Consider the following 20,899-nt stretch of genomic DNA (forward strand, 5'->3'; position numbering starts at 1 on the left):
TGGCAAGTCCCCATCAACACCCTGATTTCAATGGGAATTCCATGGCGTGTTCACGAAACGTCTCGACCGGTCCGCAGCGCGGTCGTCAAGGACCACCCGCAGAGGGTGATCGGCGCTCGGGACGGGGCGCGATTCGGATTTTCCATGGTCTTCAGGGATGGCTTCGATGAGCGGCGGCATCCTGGTTTTCGGTGGGGCGCATGTCGACAGACGGGGCCGGATCCATGGTGCGACCGTGCCCGGCGCCAGCAATCCCGGTCATTTCCTGGAAGAGCCCGGTGGCGGCGCCTTCAATGCCGCCCGGGCGCTCGCACGGCTTCAACACCGCACCGTGATGATATCGCCGAGGGGCGGCGATGCGGCCGGTGCGCAGGTGTCGGCGGCGGCGCTCAGCGCCGGGATCGACGATCGGCCCTTCGTGTTTCTCGACCGGGCCACGCCGAGCTATACGGCGATCCTGGAGCGTGACGGCAATCTGGTGGTCGCCATTGCCGACATGGATCTCTACCGGATGTTTTCACCGCGCCGCCTCAAGGTGCGTGCCGTGCGCGAGGCGATGTCTGCGGCCGGTGCCATCCTGTGCGATGCCAATCTTCCGGACGACACGCTGACGGCGATCACAAAAGCTGCCCGCGCCGAACAGATGCCGGTGTTTGCCATTGCCATCTCGCCGGTCAAGGTTCTGCATTTCCGCGCCAGTCTCGAAGGCCTGGATCTGCTGTTCATGAACGGCGCGGAGGCCGCATCCCTTGCCGGACGCCGGCCGGACGAACCCGGCGGCTGGCCGGCTCTGCTGCGCGCCGAAGGCTTGAGATCCGGCGTGATCACCAGCGGTGCACAGGCCGTCATCGCCTTTGACGAAACGTCGGCCTTCCGCCTGGCCCCGCCGCCGCTGGAGTGCATTGCCGATGTGACCGGCGCCGGAGACGGGCTGGCGGCCGGAACGATTGCCGGCCTGATGGCCGGCCTGCCGCTCAATCAGGCGCTTCGCCGCGGCGCGGCGCTGGCAGCGCTGACGCTGGAATCGCGCCATGCCACGGCCGAAAACCTTTCGCCGGCCCTGCTCGAAAGCCGAGTTGCTCTTGTGCCGGAGCCCGAATTGCTGTCATGAGACACCACTAGCAACCCATGGACACCCTATGACCAGAGCCATTTCCCCCCTGCTGCCCATCGTCTATTCGGCGGAAGTCACTGCCGCCAAGACGCGCGGCGCGCCGATCGTCGCGCTGGAATCGACCATCATCACCCATGGCATGCCTTATCCCGGCAATCTCGACATGGCGCTCAGCGTCGAAGAGATCATTCGCCAGCAGGGCGCCGTTCCGGCGACCATCGCGGTGATCGACGGCGTGCTGCATATCGGCCTGGAGCCAGATGTCATCAAGGCGCTGGCGCAGATGACCGACGTGATGAAGCTTTCGCGGGCCGATCTTGCCTTTGCCATTGCCGAGCGGCGCTCCGGCGCCACCACGGTCGCGGCAACCATGATCGCCGCCGCCAGGGCCGGCATTTCGGTGTTTGCGACCGGCGGCATCGGCGGCGTGCATCGCGGCGCCGAGGAAAGCTTCGACATTTCGGCTGATCTGGAAGAACTGGCCCGCACCGCCGTCATCGTCGTTTCGGCCGGCCCCAAGGCCATTCTCGACATTCCGAAAACCCTGGAAGTTCTGGAAACGCGCGGCGTTCCTGTTGTCACCTATGATAGCGAAGACTTCCCGGCCTTCTGGTCGCGCAGCTCGGGTCTCAAAAGCCCGCTGTCGGTGGCAAGCCCGGCAGCGATCGCCAATTTCCAGAAGGTCCGCGGCCAGCTCGGCATCGACGGCGGCATGCTGATTGCCAATCCCGTGCCGGAGGAATTCGAGATCGCCCGCGAGGAAATGGAAATCTATATCGGCCGGGCGCTGGCCAATGCCGAGCGCGAAGACGTTACCGGCAAGGACGTCACGCCCTATCTGCTCGACAATCTCTTCCACCTGACCGATGGCCGCAGCCTGAAGACCAATATCGCTCTGGTCGAGAACAATGCGCGCCTGGCCGCCGAAATCGCCGTGGCGATGATCTGACGAACAGGAAGACCTGAACAAACACCAGCGCCGCGGACGGGATGAAACCCGCCGCGGCGTTTTTCATGTCAAAGCCTCAGGCGTCGAGCATTTCGCGCACCGCGACGGCCAGCTGCTTCAGCGAGAAGGGCTTTGGCAGGAAGCCGAACTTGGCGTCGGCCGGCAGGTTGCGGGCAAAGGCGTCTTCCGCATAGCCCGAGACGAAGATGAACTTCATGTCCGGATAGTCCTTGCGCAATTCGCGCAGCAGCGACGGGCCGTCCATTTCCGGCATCACCACGTCGGAGACGACGATATCCACCGCGCCGTTCAGTTCCGCCATGATCTCTAGCGCCTCGACGCCCGATCCGGCCTCGTGGACCGTGTAGCCGCGGGTCTCCAGCATGCGCTTGCCGCCGCGGCGCACCGCTTCCTCGTCCTCGACCAACAGCACGACGGCCGATTTGCCGGTGAGGTCGGCTGGTTCCTTTTCCGAACCGCTGTTGGAGGAACTCGCGATCGCCGGTGTCGCCTGCGCCTCTGTGGTCGGATCGAGCGGACCCAGCCGATCTTCGGGCACCGCTTCCATCACATGGCGCGGCAGGAAGACCCGAAACGCGGTACCCTTGCCGACCTCGGAATCGGTGAAGATATAGCCGCCGGACTGCTTGATGATGCCGTAGACCATGGCCAGTCCCAGCCCGGTGCCCTTGCCGACATCCTTGGTGGTGAAGAAGGGCTCGAAGATCTTGTCGAGAATTTCAGGCGCGATGCCGGTGCCGGTATCGGCCACCTCGACCAGCACGAATTCCTCGTCCGGCAGCAGCCGATAGTTGAAGGCGGCGGCCTGAAGCGGGCTGACATTGCGGGTGCTCAGCGTAATGGTGCCGCCGTCCGGCATGGCGTCGCGGGCATTGACGCAGAGATTGATCAGCACCTGCTCGAACTGCGACAGGTCCGCCTTGACCGGCCAGAGATCCCGTCCGTAGTCGACCTTCAGCTTGACATTGGTGCCCGAAATCAGCCGATCGACCAGCATGCGCAGGTCGCCGATCACGTCGGTCAGATTGAGCACGGTCGGCCGCATGGTCTGCTTGCGCGAAAAGGCCAGCAGTTGGCGGACCAGAACGGCGGCGCGGTTGGCATTGCGCTTGATTTCCATCAGGTCGGCGAAGCTGGCATCGGCTGGGCGCGCCTGCAGCAGCAGATGATCGGAGGACAGCAGGATGGCCGTCAGCACATTGTTGAAATCATGGGCGATGCCGCCCGCCAGCGTGCCGACAGCATTCATCTTCTGCGTCTGGGCCATCTGGGTTTCCAGGGCCTTCTGGTCGGTGACATCGACGGCATAGACGATGGCCGCCTCTTCGGGCGCCTCGTCGCTCTGGTCGATCACCGCGTTGACGTAGAAGCGGAAATACCTGAGGTCGTTGGTCGGGTGGCGGGAATCGATCGGGGCGATATCGACCTGACGGTCGCGCGCCGAGGCCAGCGCCTGGGCAAAACGCTCGCGGTCGCTGTCGTGGAAGATCACCTCGAGGTGGACGCGGCGCTCGACGTCGTCACGCGATACGATGTCGGAGAACAGTTTCAGGAACGGCGCATTGGTCCTCAGAATCCGGCCTTCGCCGTCCACCGAGGCAATGGCCATCGGGGTATTGTTGAAAAACCGGGTGAAGCGCATCGAAGCGACGGAGTCCGAGCGGTCGGCAGCGCCGCCCTCCTGCCGCGCCAGCACGATCGTCCGGCTTTCGCCAGGCGCGCCATCACGGGCCGAGCGCACCCGGTGCACCAGCCGTGCCGGAAAGCTGCGGCCGTCGACGCGGCGCAGGTCGAGATCGAGGGTTTCGGTCTTCGACAGGCCGGGTTCGGCCTGCACCGACTGGATCAGCGCCATGCCCTCGCCGGCCACCAGATCGGCGATATAGATCGAGCCCGGCGAAAACTGGGTGAGATCGATGCCCAGCCATTCGGCAAGCGTAGCATTCAGATAGAAGATCTCGCCCTTGCGCCCGGCGGAAAAGAAGCCGGCCGGCGCGTGATCCAGATAATCGATGGCGTTCTGCAATTCCTTGAAGAAGCGCTCCTGGTCGTCGCGCTCCGAGGTGATGTCGGCGATCTGCCAGATATGCAGGGTGCGATGGGCGGCATCGCCGTCCAAGAGCCGCGCCTTCAGGCGGTACCAGTGGGCGCCGGAGCCATTGTCGGAAAACAGGCCGAGCGGCTTCAGCAGCCGGAACTCTTCCGACCCCTCCTTGCCTTCGCGCAGGTTGTTGGTCAGCCGGTAAAGTGCCTCGCCGGCCTCGCGGTGGCGCGACAGCAGGGCTTCCAGCGTCTGGACTTCGGTCGCCTTGCGGGCCCCCGTCATGCGGCCATAGGCGGCATTGGCGTAGATGATGCGACCCTTGTCGTCGGCCACCAGCGCACCTTCCGGCAGGGTGTCGAGGAAATTGCGGCCAAGCCCGTCCGTCTGGGTCTGCGGCATGACCTCGATGAAGCCGATGATCGCCGAGACGAGAAAGAAGATGCCGACCATGGCCAGGATGCCGAGGACGCCGAGCACCACTTCGTTTTCCAGCGAATCCTTGAAGACCACGAAGGAGGTGGCTGCCGCGAGAAGAACGACCGCCAGCACGATGATGCGCATCGCCGCGCCGGAACGGGCCCGGCGATCCACCAGTGGCCCTGCACTCTCGTCGGCCTGCCGCTTTGTCGTCATACGCCCCTCGCTGGTGGTCCGATACGCACCCTGTCGATCCGAATGGTCGGATTAAAGGGAATCGGCCTTGTCACAATACCCTTAGCAATTTGCAACTGGCGCAAAAAGCTCCGGCAGGGCACAAACAGACCGTCAATACACAGGCAATACGTAAGCAGTCCCATAGGATCGCCGCATTTGGCGTGAATCTTTGGAATGGCCTCGCCCGTGCCAAATACAATGATCGCTGGACAACGATCGCATTGCCTTGCTTGAACGACGGAAAAGTCGTTCTAGTACATAAACATGAGATAGGAGCCCGGGACAATGCTGGACGAACTGATGGCCGCCTACGGCAATCGCTTTATCTTTGCCGCCGTCGGCGTTTGCGTCGCATTTGTCGTTCTGGTCATCGTCCTGTGGCTGATGCGCAACCGTGCCTCGTCTCCCTTCGTGCGCGGTGGCCGCAACCGGCAACCGCGCCTGCAGGTGCTGGATGCCGCAGCGGTCGATGCCCGCCGCCGTCTGGTGCTGATCCGGCGCGACAATATCGAACATCTGATCATGATCGGCGGGCCGACCGATATCGTCATCGAAAGCGGCATTGGCGAACCGAAAGCCTATCTCGCCGGTGAACTGTCGCAACCGCTTGCGGTACCGTCCCCAGCGCCGACGCTGGGCGTGCTTGAGCAGCGCATGCCGCAGGTGGCCCCGGAAACAATGCCGCAGGCGCTTGCGGAAGCCGTCGCGCAGCCGGCCGAACCGGCGCCTGTCGCCAGACGGCCATTGGCCCCGGCACCCGTGCAGCCGCCCGTCGAGAGACCGGCGCCCGACAGCGTCCGCGCCGCGGCCCGCCCAAGGGCACCAGCCCAGCCGTCGCCACGGCGTCTCGCGACGCCGCCCGCCGAACCGCCGGCCCTTGCGCCGCGCACGGCCGCAGCCGCCTCTCCGGCGGCAGTTCCCCCTCCGGCAACCCCTGCCCCTCCCGCCCCAGCGGCGCCTTCGGCAGCGTTGGCCCCGGCACCAGCGGTCACATCCGTTGCGGTACCGGTTCCGGCAGCCGTTGCAGCACCTGTCGTGGCTACGCCCGCGGTTCGCGACGTCGTGATGCCGGTGCAGACACCGCAGCCGGTTGCCGAAGAGCCCGTTGTGGTCGAACCCCCGGCCAGGATTTCGGTCGAGCCGCCGGTAAGGGTCGAGGCAAGCGCTGCAGCGCCTGTGCTGTATGACACGGCACGTGCGCCGCAGCCATCGTCTCTGACCCAGCCTTTCCCGGCGTCTCGCTTCACCTCGCCGCCCGCGCGCCCAGAACCGCCCGCGCGCACGGAACCGGAGATGGATCAGCCGGACACCATCCAGGCCAGCGGCAACCTGCCGATCGGCGATGCCGCCGATATTCTCGATGCGGCCCGCAGCCGAGTTCTGCAGCCACAGCCGGAGCCCTTTTCGGCCTCGCGCTTCCAGGAGCAATCGGCCAGCTTCGAGCCGGACGCCGCGCCGACGGTCACACCTGCTCAGGTGCGCACGCCGGAATTCAGCGAATTCGAACGGGTGCTGGAAGAGGAAATGGCGTCCCATATGGCGGCCGACCCGAGATTGGCCAAGAGCCTGTCGGGACTAGGGCCCGTGCCTGTATATGCGCCGGCAGACGCCAAGCCGACGCCGGTTGCAGGCGCTGGCGAAGAGCAGAACATCCAAAAGGAAATCGCCCGGATTTTTGGCGAGATGTCGGCCAGCCGCAATGGCTGACGGCATCTTTGCTATGGGCTGCAAGGGACGGCGCGGTCTTTGCGACAGCTGGATCGGTTCGCTGCAAGGCAGCTTCAACCGGCCGCTTTCCCCACAGACACTCTGCAGGGAAAAGCGCCGGTCTCAAGCCTGATCCGGATTATTCGTCGCGATAGACTTTTTCGCGGCGCTCGTGGCGTTCCTGGGCCTCGATCGACAGGGTGGCGATCGGGCGGGCGTCCAGACGCTTCAGACCGATCGGCTCGCCCGTCTCCTCGCAGAACCCGTAGGTTCCGTCATCAAGGCGCTGCAGGGCGGAATCGATCTTGGAAATCAGCTTGCGCTGGCGATCGCGAGCCCGAAGCTCGATCGCCCGATCGGTTTCCGAAGACGCCCGGTCGGCAAGGTCTGGATGATTGGCGCTTTCCTCGGCAAGATGGCCGAGCGTTTCCCGCGCCTCCCGCAGGATGTCGTTTTTCCATGCGATCAGTTTTGCGCGGAAATATGCCTTCTGATTGGCATTCATGAACTCATCGTCTTCCGAGAGCACATAGTTGCTAAGATTGATCTTCTCACTCAACGCGATTCTCCTGAAGAACATCTCAATTGGCGGGTGTATATCCTTTCAAAACGTCCCGTTCAAGCCTTATGACCACCGTTAAGGCATTTTTAAATCTGTCACAAAAATCAGCTAAACGATTATTTTTTCATCATTTTTCCTTTGGGCGCCGCCGAGATGGCATATTCGGCCCCTCCCCGACCCTCTGCGGTGACGCGATCCGCACCAGCTTTCGGTTGACGGAGCTCCCGGACAAAAGCTAGTGCAATGGGAGGAAGCTCTGCAGCGGAACCTGAACGAATGAACCTCGTATCGCCGCCCCCTTATCGGATCTATCTTCTGCGGCACGCCAAGTCCGACTGGGCCAAGCCCGGCGAACGGGATTTCGACCGCGCGCTCAGCAATAGCGGCTTTGCCGAGGCCGAGATGGTCGCCGTGACGGCTGCCGCAAAAGCCTATAGGCCCGACCTGGTGATCAGCTCGACGGCGCTGCGCTGCCGGCAGACGGCCGACGCCATCAAGCGCAATCTGCCGGGATCCATGCCGTTCCGCTTCCTCGACGAACTCTACAACGCCCCGGCCGACACCTATTTCGAGGTGCTGTCCGGGCTCGGCAATGTGCGCTCGGTCATGCTGATCGGCCACAATCCGGCGATGGAAGAGGTGCTGGAAACGCTGGTCGGCACTGCGGCACTGCAGGCGGCGATCCCCGATGGCTATCCGACGGCAGGGCTTGCCGTCCTTGATCACGCGCCCGACACTGCGGCGGGGTCCGCAAAACCCTGGCGGCTCACCGATTTCCTGACCCACTGACGGCCCTTCGCCGACCCTTCGCAAATCCGCCGGCCCAGTGCCTTGGCCGGCAAAGGCCGCAGCCGCTCCTTTCATTTGGCGAGCCACTTGCCTATATCCGGGGCAACCACCATTCGGGAATGTCGATTTGCCCCCATCCCTCACCAGTTTTGCCGACGAAGCGCTGATCGCCCTGGACAACCTGTCCGATCGGGCGGCCAACCTGGTCAATCCGTCGATCCGTCTTGGCGTGACGGGCCTGTCGCGGTCCGGCAAGACCGTTTTCATCTCGTCCCTCGTGCACAATCTGCTGCATGGCGGCCGGCTGCCGCTGTTCGAGCCGCTGCAATCCGGCCGCATCGCCTCGGTGCGGCTCGAGCAGCAGCCCGACGACGCCGTGCCGCGCTTCCAGTACGAGGATCATATCCGCGCCCTGGTCAAGGACCGTATCTGGCCGGATTCGACCCGCGCCATTTCCGAACTGCGGCTGATCATCGACTATCAGAGCGCCAGCGGCTGGAACCGCATGTTCTCATCCGGCCGGCTGGCGATCGACATTGTCGACTATCCCGGTGAATGGCTGCTCGATCTGCCGCTGCTGGGACAGGACTTTGCGACCTTCAGCGACAATACCCTGTCGCTGGCACAGACGGGCGTGCGCGCCGAACTGGCGCGCGCCTGGCTTTCGCTCAATGCCACCGTGGATCCCGACGGCCCGGCCGATGAAATGGTGGCGCGCGAATTGGCAACGGCCTTTGCCGCCTATCTCAAGGCTTGCAAATCCGACGAGCGATCGCTGTCGACGCTACCGCCCGGCCGCTTCCTGATGCCCGGCGACCTCGACGGCTCGCCGGCGCTGACCTTTGCGCCGCTGATGCCCGATCCGCAGAAGCGGCCGCAGAAGGGCACGCTGAGAGCGATGATGGAGCGCCGCTACGAGGCCTACAAGACGGTGGTGGTCAAACCGTTCTTCCGCGAGCACTTCGCGCGGCTCGACCGGCAGATCGTGCTGGTCGACGCGCTGCAGGCGATCAACCGCGGCCCGGAGGCCGTGCAGGACCTGGAACGGGCGCTGGCCGACGTGCTGGCCTGTTTCCGGCCCGGCAGCAACAGTCTGCTGATGAGCCTGATCGGCCGGCGCATCGACCGGGTGCTGGTGGCGGCCACCAAGGCCGATCACCTGCATCACGAAAGCCATGACCGGCTGGAAGCCATCACCCGGCGCCTCGTCGACCGGGCCATCCAGACGATCGGCATGACCGGCGCCGGCATCGACGTCATGGCGCTGGCCTCGGTGCGTGCCACGCGCGAGGCCAATGTCAAGCAGGACGGCCATACCTTGCCGGTTATCGTCGGCACGCCGATGGCCGGCGAGACGATCGGCCCGGACCGCTTTGACGGCACGCGCAAGACGGCGGTCTTTCCGGGCGACCTGCCGGAGGATCCGCAGACGCTGTTCCGGTCGCTCGACGATCCGGATCGCCATTCCGACCTGCCCGATCTCAACATCGTGCGCTTCCGTCCGCCGCAGCTCGAAGAGACCGGCGGCGGCATTACCCTGTCGGTGCCGCATATCCGCCTCGACCGCGCCCTGCAGTTCCTGTTTGGAGATCGTCTGGCATGAGCAAGCCTCCCTCCACCGTGCCGCCCAGCGGTCGCCGCCCTGCCTCGTTTTCGATCGAGCCGGAGGAAAGACCGCGCCTGGCTGCAGCCCCATCCCGCGCGCCGCGCAGCTTCGACGACCATATCGACATCATCCCGGACGAATCCGATCCCTTTCTGTCTGAAGACGTGGAGGCGCTGGACATTCCGGTGGCAGCGCCACGCCGCAAACGGTTCTCCTTCATCAAGCTGGCTTTCGGTGCCTTTTCGATCCTGATTTCGCTGGCGCTCAGCTTGTGGGTCGACGGCCTGATCCGCGATCTGTTTGCCCGCTCCGACTGGCTCGGCTATGGCGCGATCGGCGTTCTCGCGGTCGGCCTGCTGGCGCTTATGATTGCGATCGGCCGCGAACTGGCCGGTCTCTATCGCCTGGAGGCGGTGCAGACGATCAAGGAGCATGCGGTGAAGGCGGCGAGCGGCAATCGCATGGCCGAGGCGCGCACCGTCGTCAAAGGGCTGGAAAGACTGGTCGCCAGCCGCCCCGAGACCGCCAAGGGCCGCGCCACGCTGAAGGCCGCCGAAGACGATATCATCGATGCGCCGCACCTGATCGACCTGGCCGAGCGGGAACTGCTGAAGCCGCTCGACATCCAGGCCCGCGCCCTGATCCTGCATGCCTCGAAGCGCGTTTCGGTCGTCACCGCCGTCAGCCCGCGCGCCGTGGTCGATCTCGCCTATGTGCTGTTCGAAGTGGTGCGGCTGGTTCGCACGATGGCAGAACTCTATGGCGGGCGGCCCGGATCGCTCGGCATGCTGCGGCTGTTGCGGGGTGTCGTGGCGCATCTGGCGGTGACCGGCTCGATCGCCGTCGGAGATGGCCTGGCGCAGCAGATTCTCGGCCATGGCCTGGCATCGCGCCTGTCAGCCCGGCTCGGCGAAGGCGTGATCAACGGGCTGATGACGGCGCGGATCGGCATCGCCGCCATGGATCTTTGCCGCCCCCTGCCCTTCAAGGCCTTGAAAAGACCCGGAATTGGCGATTTCATCGGCGACCTCACACCCAATCTCTCCGGCGGTTCCAAGCCCTCGAAAGGCTGAGATCAGCGGCGGAAACTCTTGTCGGCGGCGGCTTTCATGGTTAACAGCAATGAAGCGTTAACCATTTCAACCCTATATTGCGGCATGTATTTCAGTCGTCCGCGTCAAGGAAAGCCGATGTCGTATCGCTTGTTTCCGCTCTTCGGCACTCTTGCCATCGTTTCCACCATCCTCGCTCCGGCCTCGGTCGCCGATGCGTCGTCGCGCGATCGGCAATTCTTCGAGTCGGTTGGCGGGCTGTGGAGCGGCCCGGGCGAAATCGTCGCCGGCAAGTACAAAGGCACGAAATTCACCTGCAACCTGACCGGCGAGCCGGCAGAGGGAAAATCGACCGGCATCAAGCTGGACGGCACCTGCCGCGTCGGCATGTTCTCGCAGCCGATGACCGCCGTCATCTCGCAGAACGGCAACAGCTATAGCGGCCAGTTCCTCGATGGCGCCGCCGGCAAGGGCCTCGACATCGTCTCGGGTTCGGTCACAGGCGACAAGGTCGTGATGGGCATCAACCGCGCCAAGCTGAACGGCGCCATGGTGGCCCGTCTTGCCGACGAAACGGCCATGCACATCACCATTTCCGTGAAGGTCGAAGACCGCATGATCCCGGTGATCGGCCTGAAGCTCAACCGCAAGGTCGACCCCATCGCCGTCGGCTCGATTTCGAAGTGATTTCTTAGCTGACCGACGGCGCCCAATCACAGTCCGGCTCGGCGCTCCAACGCATCGACACGTTCCGACAGGTCACGGGACAAGATGCTGTTCTGCAGGCCGCTCTGGATCGCCGTCAGAATGTCGTTATACTGGCTCCGAGCCTCGATCCGCAAGTCCCGGATATGGTTGGAATTGCCATCCACGACGGTCTCGATCTCGTCTATTCGATGAAGAACGGCCTGGAGCCGTTGGTTGGCTTCGGCTCGGAACTGCCCCAACTCAGATTTCACATCGAGTAGGTCGCTTCTCAGCTGAATATTCTGCCGTGATAGCTTCAGGAACTCCGCCTCGAAGCGCCCAACAGACTCAAGATTGCCAGCAACGCGTTCATTGAGCGTCTTCATCCCGTCAATGACGAGCGAAAGCTGGGTCATCAGACGTTTCTGAAATTCGGCATCTTCGGACATCGTTCGCTTTCCGCTTCGATGCCCCAAATATATGGCTTTCCGGGACAAGACACAACCGGGTGTGCCCGGAGCCACATCCTGGTCTCAGCTTCAGCCCGGCACCGCCATCTTCCACCAATCGCCGTCAGGATCGGCCACCAGAATGCCGGCCTGGTCTGTCTCAGACAGCCAGAGATCGACCGGGCGGCCGTTGATCTCAAGATCCGGGGCGATGTCGGCCAGCGGCATCAGCACGAAGGCGCGCTCCAGCATGCGCGGATGGGGCAGGACCAGCGTCTCGGTCTGCATCTGCACACCCTCGTAGGTCAGGATGTCGATATCGAGGGTCCTTGGCCCCCAGCGCTCCAGGCGCACCCGCTTCATCGCCCGTTCGAGATCCAGACAGACGGTCAGAAGCTCCTGCGGCGGCAAGAGGGTTCGCACCAGGGCACAGCTGTTGAAAAAATCCGCCTGGTCGGTCTTGCCCCAGGGCGGCGTCCGGTAGAGCCTCGACACCGTGATCACTTCGCAATCGTCCCGCGCGTCCAGCGCCTGAAGGGCTGTTGCCATGGCCTGCACGGGATCGCCGATATTGCCGCCCAGCCCAAGGGCGGCGCTTTTCCAGGGTCGTTCAGCGGGAATGGTCAACACTGACCTGCACATAATCGAGGATGCCGGGCACGGGCGCGCTCGGCTTTCTGACGGTGATCCGGGCACGCTCGATGCCGTCGAAACGGGCCAGCAGTGCCTTGGCGATATCGAGCGCCAGCGCCTCGATCAGAAACCGCCTGGCGCCGGTGACAATCTCCTCGATCACCTTGAAGGCGATGCCGTAGTCGACCGTTGTTCCGATATCATCCGTCTCCAGCGCACCCCCGGATTTGACGTCCAGGACGGCGTCGACGAAAAACCGCTGGCCGAGGAATTCCTCCTCATCGTGCAAGCCGTGGCGGGCGAAAAACGCGCAGTTCTTCAATGTGATCGTGTAGAGGTCGGTCATGCGGATCGTCCTTCTTGAACCAGAGATTGCGCTGTTATCATAGCATCCGCCACGGCCAGGGCGTCCCGGTTGATCGCGACATTATGGACCCGGAAAATCGCCGCGCCTTTGAGGCGCAGCAGAGCGGAAGTGGCAGCGGTCGCCGCATCCCGCTCAGCCGCAGCCCGCCCGGTCAGGGTGCCGAGAAACCGCTTTCGCGACGTGCCGGCCAAAAGCGGATAGCCGAAGCCATGCAGCTCCTCGAAGCGGGCCATCAGTTGCAGGTTCTCCTCGACCGTCTCCTTGGCAAAGCCGAAGCCCGGATCGAGCACGATGGTCGAAGGCGCCATGCCGGCAGCCTGTGCGATCTGCAGCGAGCGATTGAGATAGTCGAACTGATCGGCAATCACATCGGCAAGGGCGTGACGGCCACGGCCGGTATGCATGACGCAGGCGCCGGCGCCGGTCGCCGCTGCGACCTTGGCGATATCAGGCTCTTTCTGCAAGCCATAGACATCGTTGATGATATGGGCGCCGGCAGCGATCGCAAGGCGGGCCGTCTCGGCGCGATAGGTATCGACGGAGATCAGGGCGTCGGTGTCGCGCGCCAGCCGCTCGATCACCGGCAGGATACGGTCCTGCTCCTGTTGCGCACTGACGGGCGAGGCGCCGGGACGGGTCGATTCACCACCGATGTCGAGAATGTCGGCCCCTTCTTCCAGGCACAGCCTGGCGTGTTCGACCGCCTGCTCGACGCTTGCATGGGCGCCACCATCGGAAAACGAATCGGGCGTGACGTTGACGATCGCCATCAGCCTTGCCGTGGCGCCAAGATCGAGGGCGCGTCCATGCGCCAGTTGCCAGGCGACCGTCTTGAATGTCACGAATTGTCATCCTTCCAAACAGGAAAGTCGCGTTTACGATATTGCACTTGCGCAGGCTATGCCCCAAGGTCACGTCGAATTCAACACTGCGGATGCACAGAATGACAAGAGTGAGCGGCCTTATGGCCAGCATCACAGCAGCAGCGCTTCTGGCGGTCATGAGTTCCGTCGCCAGCGCCGAAATGATCTCGCAGAAGACGATCAGCTATTTCCAGATCGGCGGACGGACGGCCGAGGACCTCGACCGGGAACTGGAGCGCCACGGACCGTTCACCAAGAGCACCGGTTCCCGTCATCCCGGCGCGACCGAGATCAAATTTGGCGGCGAATTGACCTATGTCGAGAGCAACGGACGCTGTTCGATCGGCTCGATCAAGGTGACGCTGGAAACCCGGATTATTCTGCCGAGTTGGAAAAACCGCCGGAAGGCCGACCGGGACCTGGGCCTGATCTGGGATACGCTGTCGCGTGACATCAAGCGCCACGAAGAGCGTCATGCCGAGATTGCCCGGCAGCACGCCAGGAAACTGGAATCCGCCTTGCAGCGGCTGCGCCCGCAGCGCAATTGCGACATTATGCAGGACAAGGTCGCCGAGGCGACGGCAAAATCGGTCGAAGCCCATGACAGCGACCAGATTCGCTTCGACCGGGTCGAATCAGCCAATTTCGAAAACCGCATGCTGCGCTTACTGCAATACCGGCTTTCACGGCAATCGCGCTGAGCGCCAAGGCGCCCTGACCCTCAAAATTTACCAGATGGAACACGGGTTGCATCGAAACCTGTGCGAAACTTGCGATAGTCCCTGTGAATAACGGGCAATTTCTCAGCGTAGCACTTGCTAAAAAACTTAAATACAACTGTCATGACAGTGTCATTCAGCAGTTCAGCCGTTGTGTTGTCTTCCCGAGTTCTCCTGGCGCATCCTGGTGCCGCAGGTGTTCCTCCCTCGCCTGATGGCGATGCGCCCCTCTGCCTCGCTCCCCGTTCCTACGGAGAGCGGGGCTTTTTTTGCGCTCAGGCCTGGCGCTCGGGAACATGCACGACAAGGCCGTCCAGCCCCGCCGCCACCTTGATCTGACAGGAGAGACGGGAATTCGGCCTGACATCGACGGCGAAATCCAGCATGTCTTCTTCCATCGGGGTCGGTGCGCCGACGGCCGCCACCCAGGCGTCATCGACATAGACATGACAGGTGGCGCAGGCGCAGGCGCCGCCGCATTCGGCCTCGATGCCGGGCACGGAATTGCGGACCGCATTTTCCATGACGGTTGATCCCACGGCCGCGTCGAGTTCGAAACGCGTTCCGTCAAAGGCAACGATGGTCAGTTGTGTCATAAACTCGGTATCCAGACTTTTGCCAATTTAAAACCGGCGAAGTCATCCAACAAATCCCCAGGCCAGTCAACCTTAAGGCCGGGTAAAAAGGCCGGCATCGCGGTGGTCCGCCGCCGTTCGGCAAGGGCCATTCAGGTCCGGTCTGTCGACCGGTCCTGCCGCCCCTGCCCGCTGGCATGGTGGTCGATCAGGGCGCTCGATCAGCGGCAGAGTTTCAGAATGAAATTTTCCGCCTCGATGACGGCCGCGCCGACAGCGGCGAGGTTTGCAGCGTCGCCGCCACGATCCTCGACATCACCGGCAGCCTCGGACACCCGGAACGCACCGACGGCAAGGGCTGCACCTTTCAGGCGGTGCGCGGTGGCGCGAACCGTGTCGCTATTGTCTTCGATCAGGCCCTGCAGACAGCCACGGGCCTGGCGAGCGAACATCTGCAGCACTTCGATTTCCAGCGCCTTGTCCCCCATGGTCTGGGTGGCGAGATGGACGAGGTCGATCGGTCGTGCTCTTGAGGGGCAACGGCTGCCGGAATTGTCGGGAGCGTCGAAGGCGATGTTGAGGGCTGCCATGGCCAAGTTGTCCTTTTCTTGTTTTGATTTATGCTGCGATCCTGGCGCTTAACCGTGGGAATCCGGTTAAATTGGGAACAGCCCCCAGGAAAAGTTAACGACATGGTTAATTTCCATTAAATGCCGCTAAAATATGACTTTTCGCTAAGATTTAGGGTTTAAAAATTGTTAACAAGTGCCTGACGCCTTTAGGATTGGCATAGTCGGTTAATTGTAACAACATCGCGAATGTGTCACTACGATACGGATGGATTGGGCTTAAGGCGCAGAGCTTTGCCCCAAGACCGGACGGTGATATGAAAATTTCATCATTTCGCAGCAGAAAGCGGAAAGCCGGGATTGGATCCTGTCGGGAAATTGCGAACTGCGTAGCGGCGGGAGCGGAATTTCAGTGTTAGCCGTATTTGCCGCGCCCCTCCTGCAGGCGGCTTCTGGGAGCGTGGCAAGAACGGCCGTGTAGACGGTAACGAGGCGTAACTCTATGGCGAACAACAAGATTAGCGAATCGATTGACGATAGCGCTTTTCAGGCTCTTGAAGCGGCCTTGCGGATCGAATTCGACGAAGACGAGACGCCGGCGCCAGAGAAGAAACCAGCGCCTGATGCACCGGAGGCCAAAGTGTCCGACACATCCAATCAGCGCCCTGCCAGTGCCCGGCAGACCGAACAGCGCCAGGCGAACCGGAGTGCGCCGCCACGCGGACCGCTGTCACCGGAGCCTGCTCCGAAGGCCCCGGCCTTTGCCCCCGCCAATGACGCCTCGCGGCGCTCCTCCTCCGCCATCCTGAAATCGCTCGAAGGCGCATCGATGCGCTCGGCGCTGCGCAATGCCACGCTGGTTTCGGTGGTCTGGGCGCTCGGTGCGGTCGGTCTTTCGCAATTGTTGTACGGCGCCCAGTTCTGGGCTGCCGCAACGGTTGCCGATTTCGTCGCCATGCCGGGCGTCGTTGCCATCCTGGTCGGCACGGTCCTGCCGGTCTTCCTGTTCTTCGCCTTCGCCATCATGATGGCGCGCGCCCAGGACCTGCGTAATGTCGCCCGCTCCATGGCCGAGGTCGCCCTGCGCCTGTCCGAACCCGAGACCATTGCCTCCGAGCGCATCATGACCGTCGGCCAGGCGGTTCGTCGCGAAGTGTCGGCGATGAACGAAGGCATCGAGCGCACCATCGCCCGGGCCACCGAGCTCGAGACCCTCGTGCATTCGGAAGTGACGGCGCTGGAGCGCAGCTACACCGACAACGAATTGCGCGTCCGCGGCCTGGTTCATGAACTGGGCTCGGAACGGGACGCCATCGTCAATCATGCCGAGCGGATCCGCACCTCGATCGTCGGCGCGCACGAGCAGCTCAAGGAAGAGTTGTCGCTGGCAACCGAGGAAATCTCGGTTCGGCTGGCGACCTCCGGCGAAGCGTTTGCCTCGATGATCGATACGCGCGCCGCAGCCTTGATGGAGCGGTCCGATAATGCCGCGACCGCACTTGGCAGCCTGCTGACCGCCAAGACCGACGATCTGGTGCAGACGCTCGGCGCTGCCGGTTTCTCGCTGACGACCGAATTCGACACGCGCCTGCAGGGCCTGACATCGACCCTGTCGCAGCACGGCCAGGAGCTGCTCAGCCAGTTCGAGACGCGGGCTTCGTCGCTCGACGCCAATACCGAGAAGCTCAACGAGGCGCTCAGCGAGCGGGCAAAGCAGCTCAACGAGACGCTGATCGCCCGCACCCGCGAAATCGCCGACAGCCTGTCCAGCGGCGAAGCCAGCCTGACCGGTTCGCTCGACGGCGTTCTGTCCAAGCTCAATGCTTCGCTTGAAGAAAAGAGCGCAACCTTCCGCCAGAGCCTGCAATCGAGCGCCGATGATGCGATCGTCGATCTCGACCTGCGCTCCGGCCTGTTCGAAGATCGCCTGCAGGCGACGATCGGCCAGGTCAATACGGCTTTCGATGACCGCGTCGCAGAATTTGCCAGCGCCTTCGACCAGCGTGCCGGATCGCTGGACAGCAAGCTGATGGAAAGCCTTGCCCGCATCAACGAGACGCTGAGCGGCGGTTCCGAGGCGATCGACGGCATCCTGAATTCCAGCATCGAGCGGCTTGGCTCCAGCCTGACCGACCAGTCCTTTGCCCTGGCCGTGGCCTTTGGCAGCGGCCAGGACGGCATCGACGAGGTCCTGGCGTCGCGCACCCAGGAAATTGCCACAGCCCTTGACCGCAGCACCCAGGAGCTTGCGACCACGCTCGGCCGCGGCGCTGAAGACGTGGCGACGAATCTTACCCGCGGCAACCAGGAACTGGTCGCCAATCTTGATCGTGGCAATCAAGAGCTGTCGACAAACCTTGGTCGCAGCAACTTGGAACTGGCCGCCAACCTCGAGCGTGGCACCCATGAGATTGCAACGACCCTGGCGCGCAGCACCCAGGAGATCGGCGAGAACCTGACGGCGGCCCATCAGCGGATCGACATCGTCCTCGCCGAGCGCAGCGATGCCCTCTACCACGCCCTGTCGTCCAACCAGACCCGCTTCGAAGAAACCCTGGGCAGCCGTTCGGAAGCGATCCTCAATTCGCTGTCGGGCAACCAGGAGCGTTTCGCCGAAATCCTCGACACCAGCACCGGCACCATCGTCAACACCATGGCGGCCACCGAAGGCCGGCTGGCCGAGACGCTGGACCGTAAGGCGCAGGCGATCATCGAGACGGTCGCCGATGCGGACAACCGCATCGAAGCGGCGTTCAGCAACAAGGCCGAAGCGATCCGCAGCGCCTATGTGGAAAACCAGGAGCGGCTCGATCTGTCGCTCACGGCCCATGCCGATCATCTGTCGAATACCCTCAATGCCAGCGGCACGAGAGTAGAAACGGCACTCGGCGACGGCATCCAGCGCATCGAGAGCGGCCTTCAGGCTGGCGTCTCGCATCTGGAAGGCACTCTCGGCGATACCCATGAGCGCATCCGCTCGACGCTCGACCAGCGCAGCAGTGCCATCCTGCTGGCCCTCAACGAGGCTCGCGAACAGCTCGAAACCACGCTGAACGAACAGGGCACGTCGATCGGCGCCACCGTCGCTGCCAGCACCGGCATGCTCGAAATGACGCTGGAAGATCATCAGGACGCCCTGCGCCTGGCGATCGACGCCAGCGGCCAGGCCCTTGACGAGCGCCTGCGCGGCACCGCCGGCGCCATCACCGGCCAGCTTGGTGAAGCGGCCGCCGAGATCACCCGGACGGCCGAGGACTTCTCGGCCCGCGTCGCCGGCTCGGTCGGCGGCATGGCCAATCGGCTTGACGAAACCAGCACCCGCATCGAAGTCAGCCTCGGCACGCTCGAGGAGCGCATTCGCAACGGCCTCGACGGCGTCGATGCCCGCGTCGGTGATGCCGGGGAAAAATTCGCCGAAAAGCTGGCCGACAAGGTCTCCGAGATCGAGCGCGTCAGCGGCGATGCGACGGCACGGATCGCCCAGACGCTCGACGACGGAACGGCGCGCGTCGCCGAGACCTTCGACAGCCGTACGGCGATGATCGACGAACGCCTGTCGACGATGGATCGGGCGCTCAATATCGGCCTGCAGAACGTCAACAGCACGATCGAAGGCAAGGCGGCGGGTCTTGCCGCAAGCCTGCGTGGCGCCGTGGCGGATGCCGCCAAGGAGCTCGACAGCGAGGCGCTGCGGTCGGCCGAACTGTTGAACAAGACCGGCTCGGATTTCGCCGACACGATCGGCGCCAAGCATGCCGAATTCAGCCGCTCGGTCGAGGAACGCTCGCAGGAGCTTTCCGCCCGGATCTCCGAAACCCAGAGCCGTCTGGCCGGCCAGACCGTGGCGCTCGCCCAGAGCTTCTCCGAGGCCGGCGACGCCATCGTGCGCAAGGTTGCCGATGCCGAAGCGCTGGTCGGCAATCGCGTCTCCAGCATTGCCAACACGCTCAGCGACGCCGAACAGGCACTGGAAGCGCGGGCTGCCTCGATCAAGGCATCCCTGTCCGGCAGCACGAGCGAGATCGCCTCGACGCTGGAGGCGGCCGAAACCGCGCTTGACGCCAGGGCCGCATCCATTCGCGCCGCCCTGTCCGGCAGCACCGACGAGATCCATGCCACGCTCGAGACTGTCGACAAGGCGCTGGAAGCGCGCGGCAACGCCATCCGTTCGGCACTCGACGAGCGGACCCGCGATCTGAATTCGATGCTGTCGAGCCGCTCGGCCGAACTGTCGCGCCTGATCGACGAGAAGGCCAAGCCGACCGTTGCCGAGTTTGCCGATATCGGCCGCGAGGCCGCGGAGCGGATCTCCTCGGCTGCCGAAGAGAGCGCTCAGCGGCTGCGGTCCGAGAACAGCGTGATGATCGATGCGATCGCCGCCCGCGCCTCGCACGCCGCGCAACAGCTTGGCGCTGCGGAAGACAGCCTGGCGGCCAGTGCCGGCAGCATGATCAACCGGCTTGCCGAGAGCAATTCAAGCATCACCGCCCTGGTCGACCAGGCCGCCGAAACGCTCTATGCCGCCGACCGGCAGTTTGGTGCAACCACCGACCGCCTGGCGGAAACCACATCGAAGGCAGCCGACCTGCTATCGACCTCCGGTCGCCTGCTCGACGGCAAGCTGGAAAAGCTGTCGGCCGTCTCCAACGAGGCGCTGGCGCAGGTCACCGGCATCGTCAGCCGCTTCGGCGACCATTCCAAGGTGCTTGGCCAGGCCTCCGAGCTGTTGGGCGCTGCCCAGTCGAACCTCGCCGGCACGCTTGAAGAACGCCAGCAGGCGCTGCGCGACCTTTCGGTCGGCCTCGTCAAGCGGTCGGAAGAGATCGAAATCACCATGAAGACGCTCGCCAATATGGTCGACACGGCTTTCGAGCGGGCCGAGCAGCGCTCCGGCCAGGTGGCTGGAAACCTGCGCCAGAGCATCCAGTCGTCGTTCACCGATATCGGCCAGATCCTCGGCGAGACCGAGAAGAAGGCCCAGGCCACGGCCGGTACCATGCGCGATGCGCTGATCTCGGCGGGCGAAGACGCCAATCGTGCCATCGAGAAGACGCTGACGGATGCGGAAAAGCGCTCCACGCAGCTGACCCAGCGGCTGCAGGGCGGCCTGTCCGCCTCGCTGTCGGATGTCGACCGTATCCTCGAAGAGGCCGGTCGCAAGTCGGATGGCGCTGCCAACCACATGCGCGAAGCGGTGCGTCAGTCGGTCGAGGAGGCGCTTGGCCGCTTCTCCGGCGCAACGGAAGAGATCCGCAAGTCGGCCATCGACATCCGCAAGGAACTGGACCTGACCCGCAACGAGCTGAAGCGCGGCGCCTTCGATCTTCCCGAGGAAGCCAAGGAAAGTGCGACCGCCATGCGGCGTGCCGTCGCCGAACAGATCAAGGCGCTGCAGGACATTTCGCAGCTGGTCGGCAAGTCGAGCCAGCATATGGAGATCTCCGAGCCGGTGGCCCGCACCCTTGCCCAGGCGCGCCCGGTGGAGCCACCGGCTCGGAGATCTCCATATGCTGGCTCGACTTGCCGACCAGCTGCGAAA

Annotated in this window: 17 protein-coding genes; 9 read left to right on the forward strand and 8 right to left on the reverse strand. The window is 63.6% G+C overall.

Annotated features, from left to right (window positions below; genetic code table 11):
• Positions 1 to 166: 166 nt before the first annotated feature.
• Both HGO38_RS26560 and HGO38_RS26565 read left to right on the forward strand, forming a co-directional pair.
• Positions 167 to 1,111 (forward strand): carbohydrate kinase family protein, encoded by a 945-nt coding sequence (locus tag HGO38_RS26560; RefSeq protein ID WP_250958820.1) that lies wholly within the window; start codon positions 167 to 169, stop codon positions 1,109 to 1,111.
• A 28-nt stretch (positions 1,112 to 1,139) separates the two neighbouring features.
• Positions 1,140 to 2,063 (forward strand): pseudouridine-5'-phosphate glycosidase, encoded by a 924-nt coding sequence (locus HGO38_RS26565; protein WP_250958821.1) that lies wholly within the window; start codon positions 1,140 to 1,142, stop codon positions 2,061 to 2,063.
• A 76-nt stretch (positions 2,064 to 2,139) separates the two neighbouring features.
• On the opposite strand, the gene cckA is transcribed toward HGO38_RS26565, so the two are convergent.
• On the reverse strand, positions 2,140 to 4,761 hold the full coding sequence (gene cckA / locus HGO38_RS26570; protein ID WP_250958822.1) for a cell cycle histidine kinase CckA: 2,622 nt from the start codon (positions 4,759 to 4,761) through the stop codon (positions 2,140 to 2,142).
• 306 nt (positions 4,762 to 5,067) lie between these two features.
• Here cckA and HGO38_RS26575 point away from each other — a divergent pair, with 306 nt between their 5' ends.
• Positions 5,068 to 6,489, forward strand: a complete 1,422-nt coding sequence (locus HGO38_RS26575) for a flagellar biosynthetic protein FliO (protein WP_250958823.1) — start codon at positions 5,068 to 5,070, stop codon at positions 6,487 to 6,489.
• Between the two features lie 139 nt (positions 6,490 to 6,628).
• Here the strand turns inward: HGO38_RS26575 and dksA are convergent, their stop codons facing one another.
• A complete protein-coding gene (gene dksA, locus HGO38_RS26580) occupies positions 6,629 to 7,048 on the reverse strand; it encodes an RNA polymerase-binding protein DksA (protein WP_168472977.1) in 420 nt (139 codons plus the stop codon).
• Positions 7,049 to 7,327: 279 nt separating this feature from the next.
• Here dksA and HGO38_RS26585 point away from each other — a divergent pair, with 279 nt between their 5' ends.
• The 4 genes from HGO38_RS26585 (at position 7,328) to HGO38_RS26600 (ending at position 11,185) form a co-directional block, all read left to right on the forward strand.
• The gene (locus tag HGO38_RS26585) at positions 7,328 to 7,840 is read left to right on the forward strand and encodes a SixA phosphatase family protein (protein ID WP_250958824.1); all 513 of its coding nucleotides are present in this window, start codon (positions 7,328 to 7,330) and stop codon (positions 7,838 to 7,840) included.
• Between the two features lie 127 nt (positions 7,841 to 7,967).
• Positions 7,968 to 9,443, forward strand: a complete 1,476-nt coding sequence (locus HGO38_RS26590; RefSeq protein ID WP_250958825.1) for a YcjX family GTP-binding protein — start codon at positions 7,968 to 7,970, stop codon at positions 9,441 to 9,443.
• On the forward strand, positions 9,440 to 10,519 hold the full coding sequence (locus HGO38_RS26595; protein WP_250958826.1) for a YcjF family protein: 1,080 nt from the start codon (positions 9,440 to 9,442) through the stop codon (positions 10,517 to 10,519). The genes HGO38_RS26590 and HGO38_RS26595 overlap by 4 nt, the downstream gene beginning before the upstream one ends.
• A gap of 117 nt (positions 10,520 to 10,636) precedes the next feature.
• Entirely contained in the window at positions 10,637 to 11,185 is a 549-nt protein-coding gene (locus tag HGO38_RS26600; RefSeq protein WP_250958827.1) for a hypothetical protein, read from the forward strand.
• Positions 11,186 to 11,211: 26 nt separating this feature from the next.
• Here the strand turns inward: HGO38_RS26600 and HGO38_RS26605 are convergent, their stop codons facing one another.
• From HGO38_RS26605 to folP, 4 genes are all read right to left on the reverse strand, one after another.
• Complete coding sequence (locus tag HGO38_RS26605; protein WP_250958828.1) at positions 11,212 to 11,634, reverse strand: hypothetical protein; 423 nt, start codon at positions 11,632 to 11,634, stop codon at positions 11,212 to 11,214.
• Between the two features lie 90 nt (positions 11,635 to 11,724).
• On the reverse strand, positions 11,725 to 12,276 hold the full coding sequence (gene folK / locus HGO38_RS26610; RefSeq protein WP_250958829.1) for a 2-amino-4-hydroxy-6-hydroxymethyldihydropteridine diphosphokinase: 552 nt from the start codon (positions 12,274 to 12,276) through the stop codon (positions 11,725 to 11,727).
• Positions 12,245 to 12,613: a dihydroneopterin aldolase gene (folB, locus tag HGO38_RS26615; RefSeq protein ID WP_250958830.1), complete on the reverse strand. Its 369-nt coding sequence runs from the start codon at positions 12,611 to 12,613 to the stop codon at positions 12,245 to 12,247. The genes folK and folB overlap by 32 nt, the downstream gene beginning before the upstream one ends.
• The gene (gene folP / locus HGO38_RS26620; RefSeq protein WP_250958831.1) at positions 12,610 to 13,476 is read right to left on the reverse strand and encodes a dihydropteroate synthase; all 867 of its coding nucleotides are present in this window, start codon (positions 13,474 to 13,476) and stop codon (positions 12,610 to 12,612) included. Before folP ends, folB begins: the two co-directional genes overlap by 4 nt.
• Positions 13,477 to 13,577: 101 nt before the next feature.
• Between folP and HGO38_RS26625 the strand changes: the two genes are divergently transcribed.
• A complete protein-coding gene (locus HGO38_RS26625; RefSeq protein ID WP_250958832.1) occupies positions 13,578 to 14,198 on the forward strand; it encodes a DUF922 domain-containing Zn-dependent protease in 621 nt (206 codons plus the stop codon).
• A 293-nt stretch (positions 14,199 to 14,491) separates the two neighbouring features.
• On the opposite strand, the gene HGO38_RS26630 is transcribed toward HGO38_RS26625, so the two are convergent.
• Entirely contained in the window at positions 14,492 to 14,812 is a 321-nt protein-coding gene (locus HGO38_RS26630; protein WP_250958833.1) for a 2Fe-2S iron-sulfur cluster-binding protein, read from the reverse strand.
• A 200-nt stretch (positions 14,813 to 15,012) separates the two neighbouring features.
• Positions 15,013 to 15,381 carry an Hpt domain-containing protein gene (locus HGO38_RS26635; protein WP_502941640.1) on the reverse strand — a complete coding sequence of 123 codons (369 nt, stop codon included), beginning with the start codon at positions 15,379 to 15,381 and terminating at the stop codon, positions 15,013 to 15,015.
• A 481-nt stretch (positions 15,382 to 15,862) separates the two neighbouring features.
• On the opposite strand from HGO38_RS26635, the gene HGO38_RS26640 reads away from it, so the two are divergent.
• A partial coding sequence (locus tag HGO38_RS26640) for an apolipoprotein A-IV repeat region-like domain-containing protein (protein WP_250958835.1) occupies positions 15,863 to 20,899 on the forward strand: 5,037 nt, incomplete at its 3' end.

The sequence above is a fragment of the Rhizobium sp. CG5 genome (assembly GCF_023701945.1).
GTDB lineage: Bacteria > Pseudomonadota > Alphaproteobacteria > Rhizobiales > Rhizobiaceae > Allorhizobium.

What these genes read in the sequence shown, in the direction of transcription:
- HGO38_RS26575 (WP_250958823.1), top strand. Translation starts at nt 5,068, where the DNA reads ATGCTGGACGAACTGATGGCCGCCTACGGCAATCGCTTTATCTTTGCC.
- cckA (WP_250958822.1), bottom strand. Translation starts at nt 4,761, where the DNA reads ATGACGACAAAGCGGCAGGCCGACGAGAGTGCAGGGCCACTGGTGGAT.
- HGO38_RS26630 (WP_250958833.1), bottom strand. Translation starts at nt 14,812, where the DNA reads ATGACACAACTGACCATCGTTGCCTTTGACGGAACGCGTTTCGAACTC.
- folB (WP_250958830.1), bottom strand. Translation starts at nt 12,613, where the DNA reads ATGACCGACCTCTACACGATCACATTGAAGAACTGCGCGTTTTTCGCC.
- folK (WP_250958829.1), bottom strand. Translation starts at nt 12,276, where the DNA reads ATGTGCAGGTCAGTGTTGACCATTCCCGCTGAACGACCCTGGAAAAGC.
- HGO38_RS26560 (WP_250958820.1), top strand. Translation starts at nt 167, where the DNA reads ATGAGCGGCGGCATCCTGGTTTTCGGTGGGGCGCATGTCGACAGACGG.
- HGO38_RS26585 (WP_250958824.1), top strand. Translation starts at nt 7,328, where the DNA reads ATGAACCTCGTATCGCCGCCCCCTTATCGGATCTATCTTCTGCGGCAC.
- HGO38_RS26635 (WP_502941640.1), bottom strand. Translation starts at nt 15,381, where the DNA reads ATGGCAGCCCTCAACATCGCCTTCGACGCTCCCGACAATTCCGGCAGC.
- HGO38_RS26565 (WP_250958821.1), top strand. Translation starts at nt 1,140, where the DNA reads ATGACCAGAGCCATTTCCCCCCTGCTGCCCATCGTCTATTCGGCGGAA.
- HGO38_RS26625 (WP_250958832.1), top strand. Translation starts at nt 13,578, where the DNA reads ATGACAAGAGTGAGCGGCCTTATGGCCAGCATCACAGCAGCAGCGCTT.
- HGO38_RS26595 (WP_250958826.1), top strand. Translation starts at nt 9,440, where the DNA reads ATGAGCAAGCCTCCCTCCACCGTGCCGCCCAGCGGTCGCCGCCCTGCC.
- HGO38_RS26605 (WP_250958828.1), bottom strand. Translation starts at nt 11,634, where the DNA reads ATGTCCGAAGATGCCGAATTTCAGAAACGTCTGATGACCCAGCTTTCG.
- HGO38_RS26600 (WP_250958827.1), top strand. Translation starts at nt 10,637, where the DNA reads ATGTCGTATCGCTTGTTTCCGCTCTTCGGCACTCTTGCCATCGTTTCC.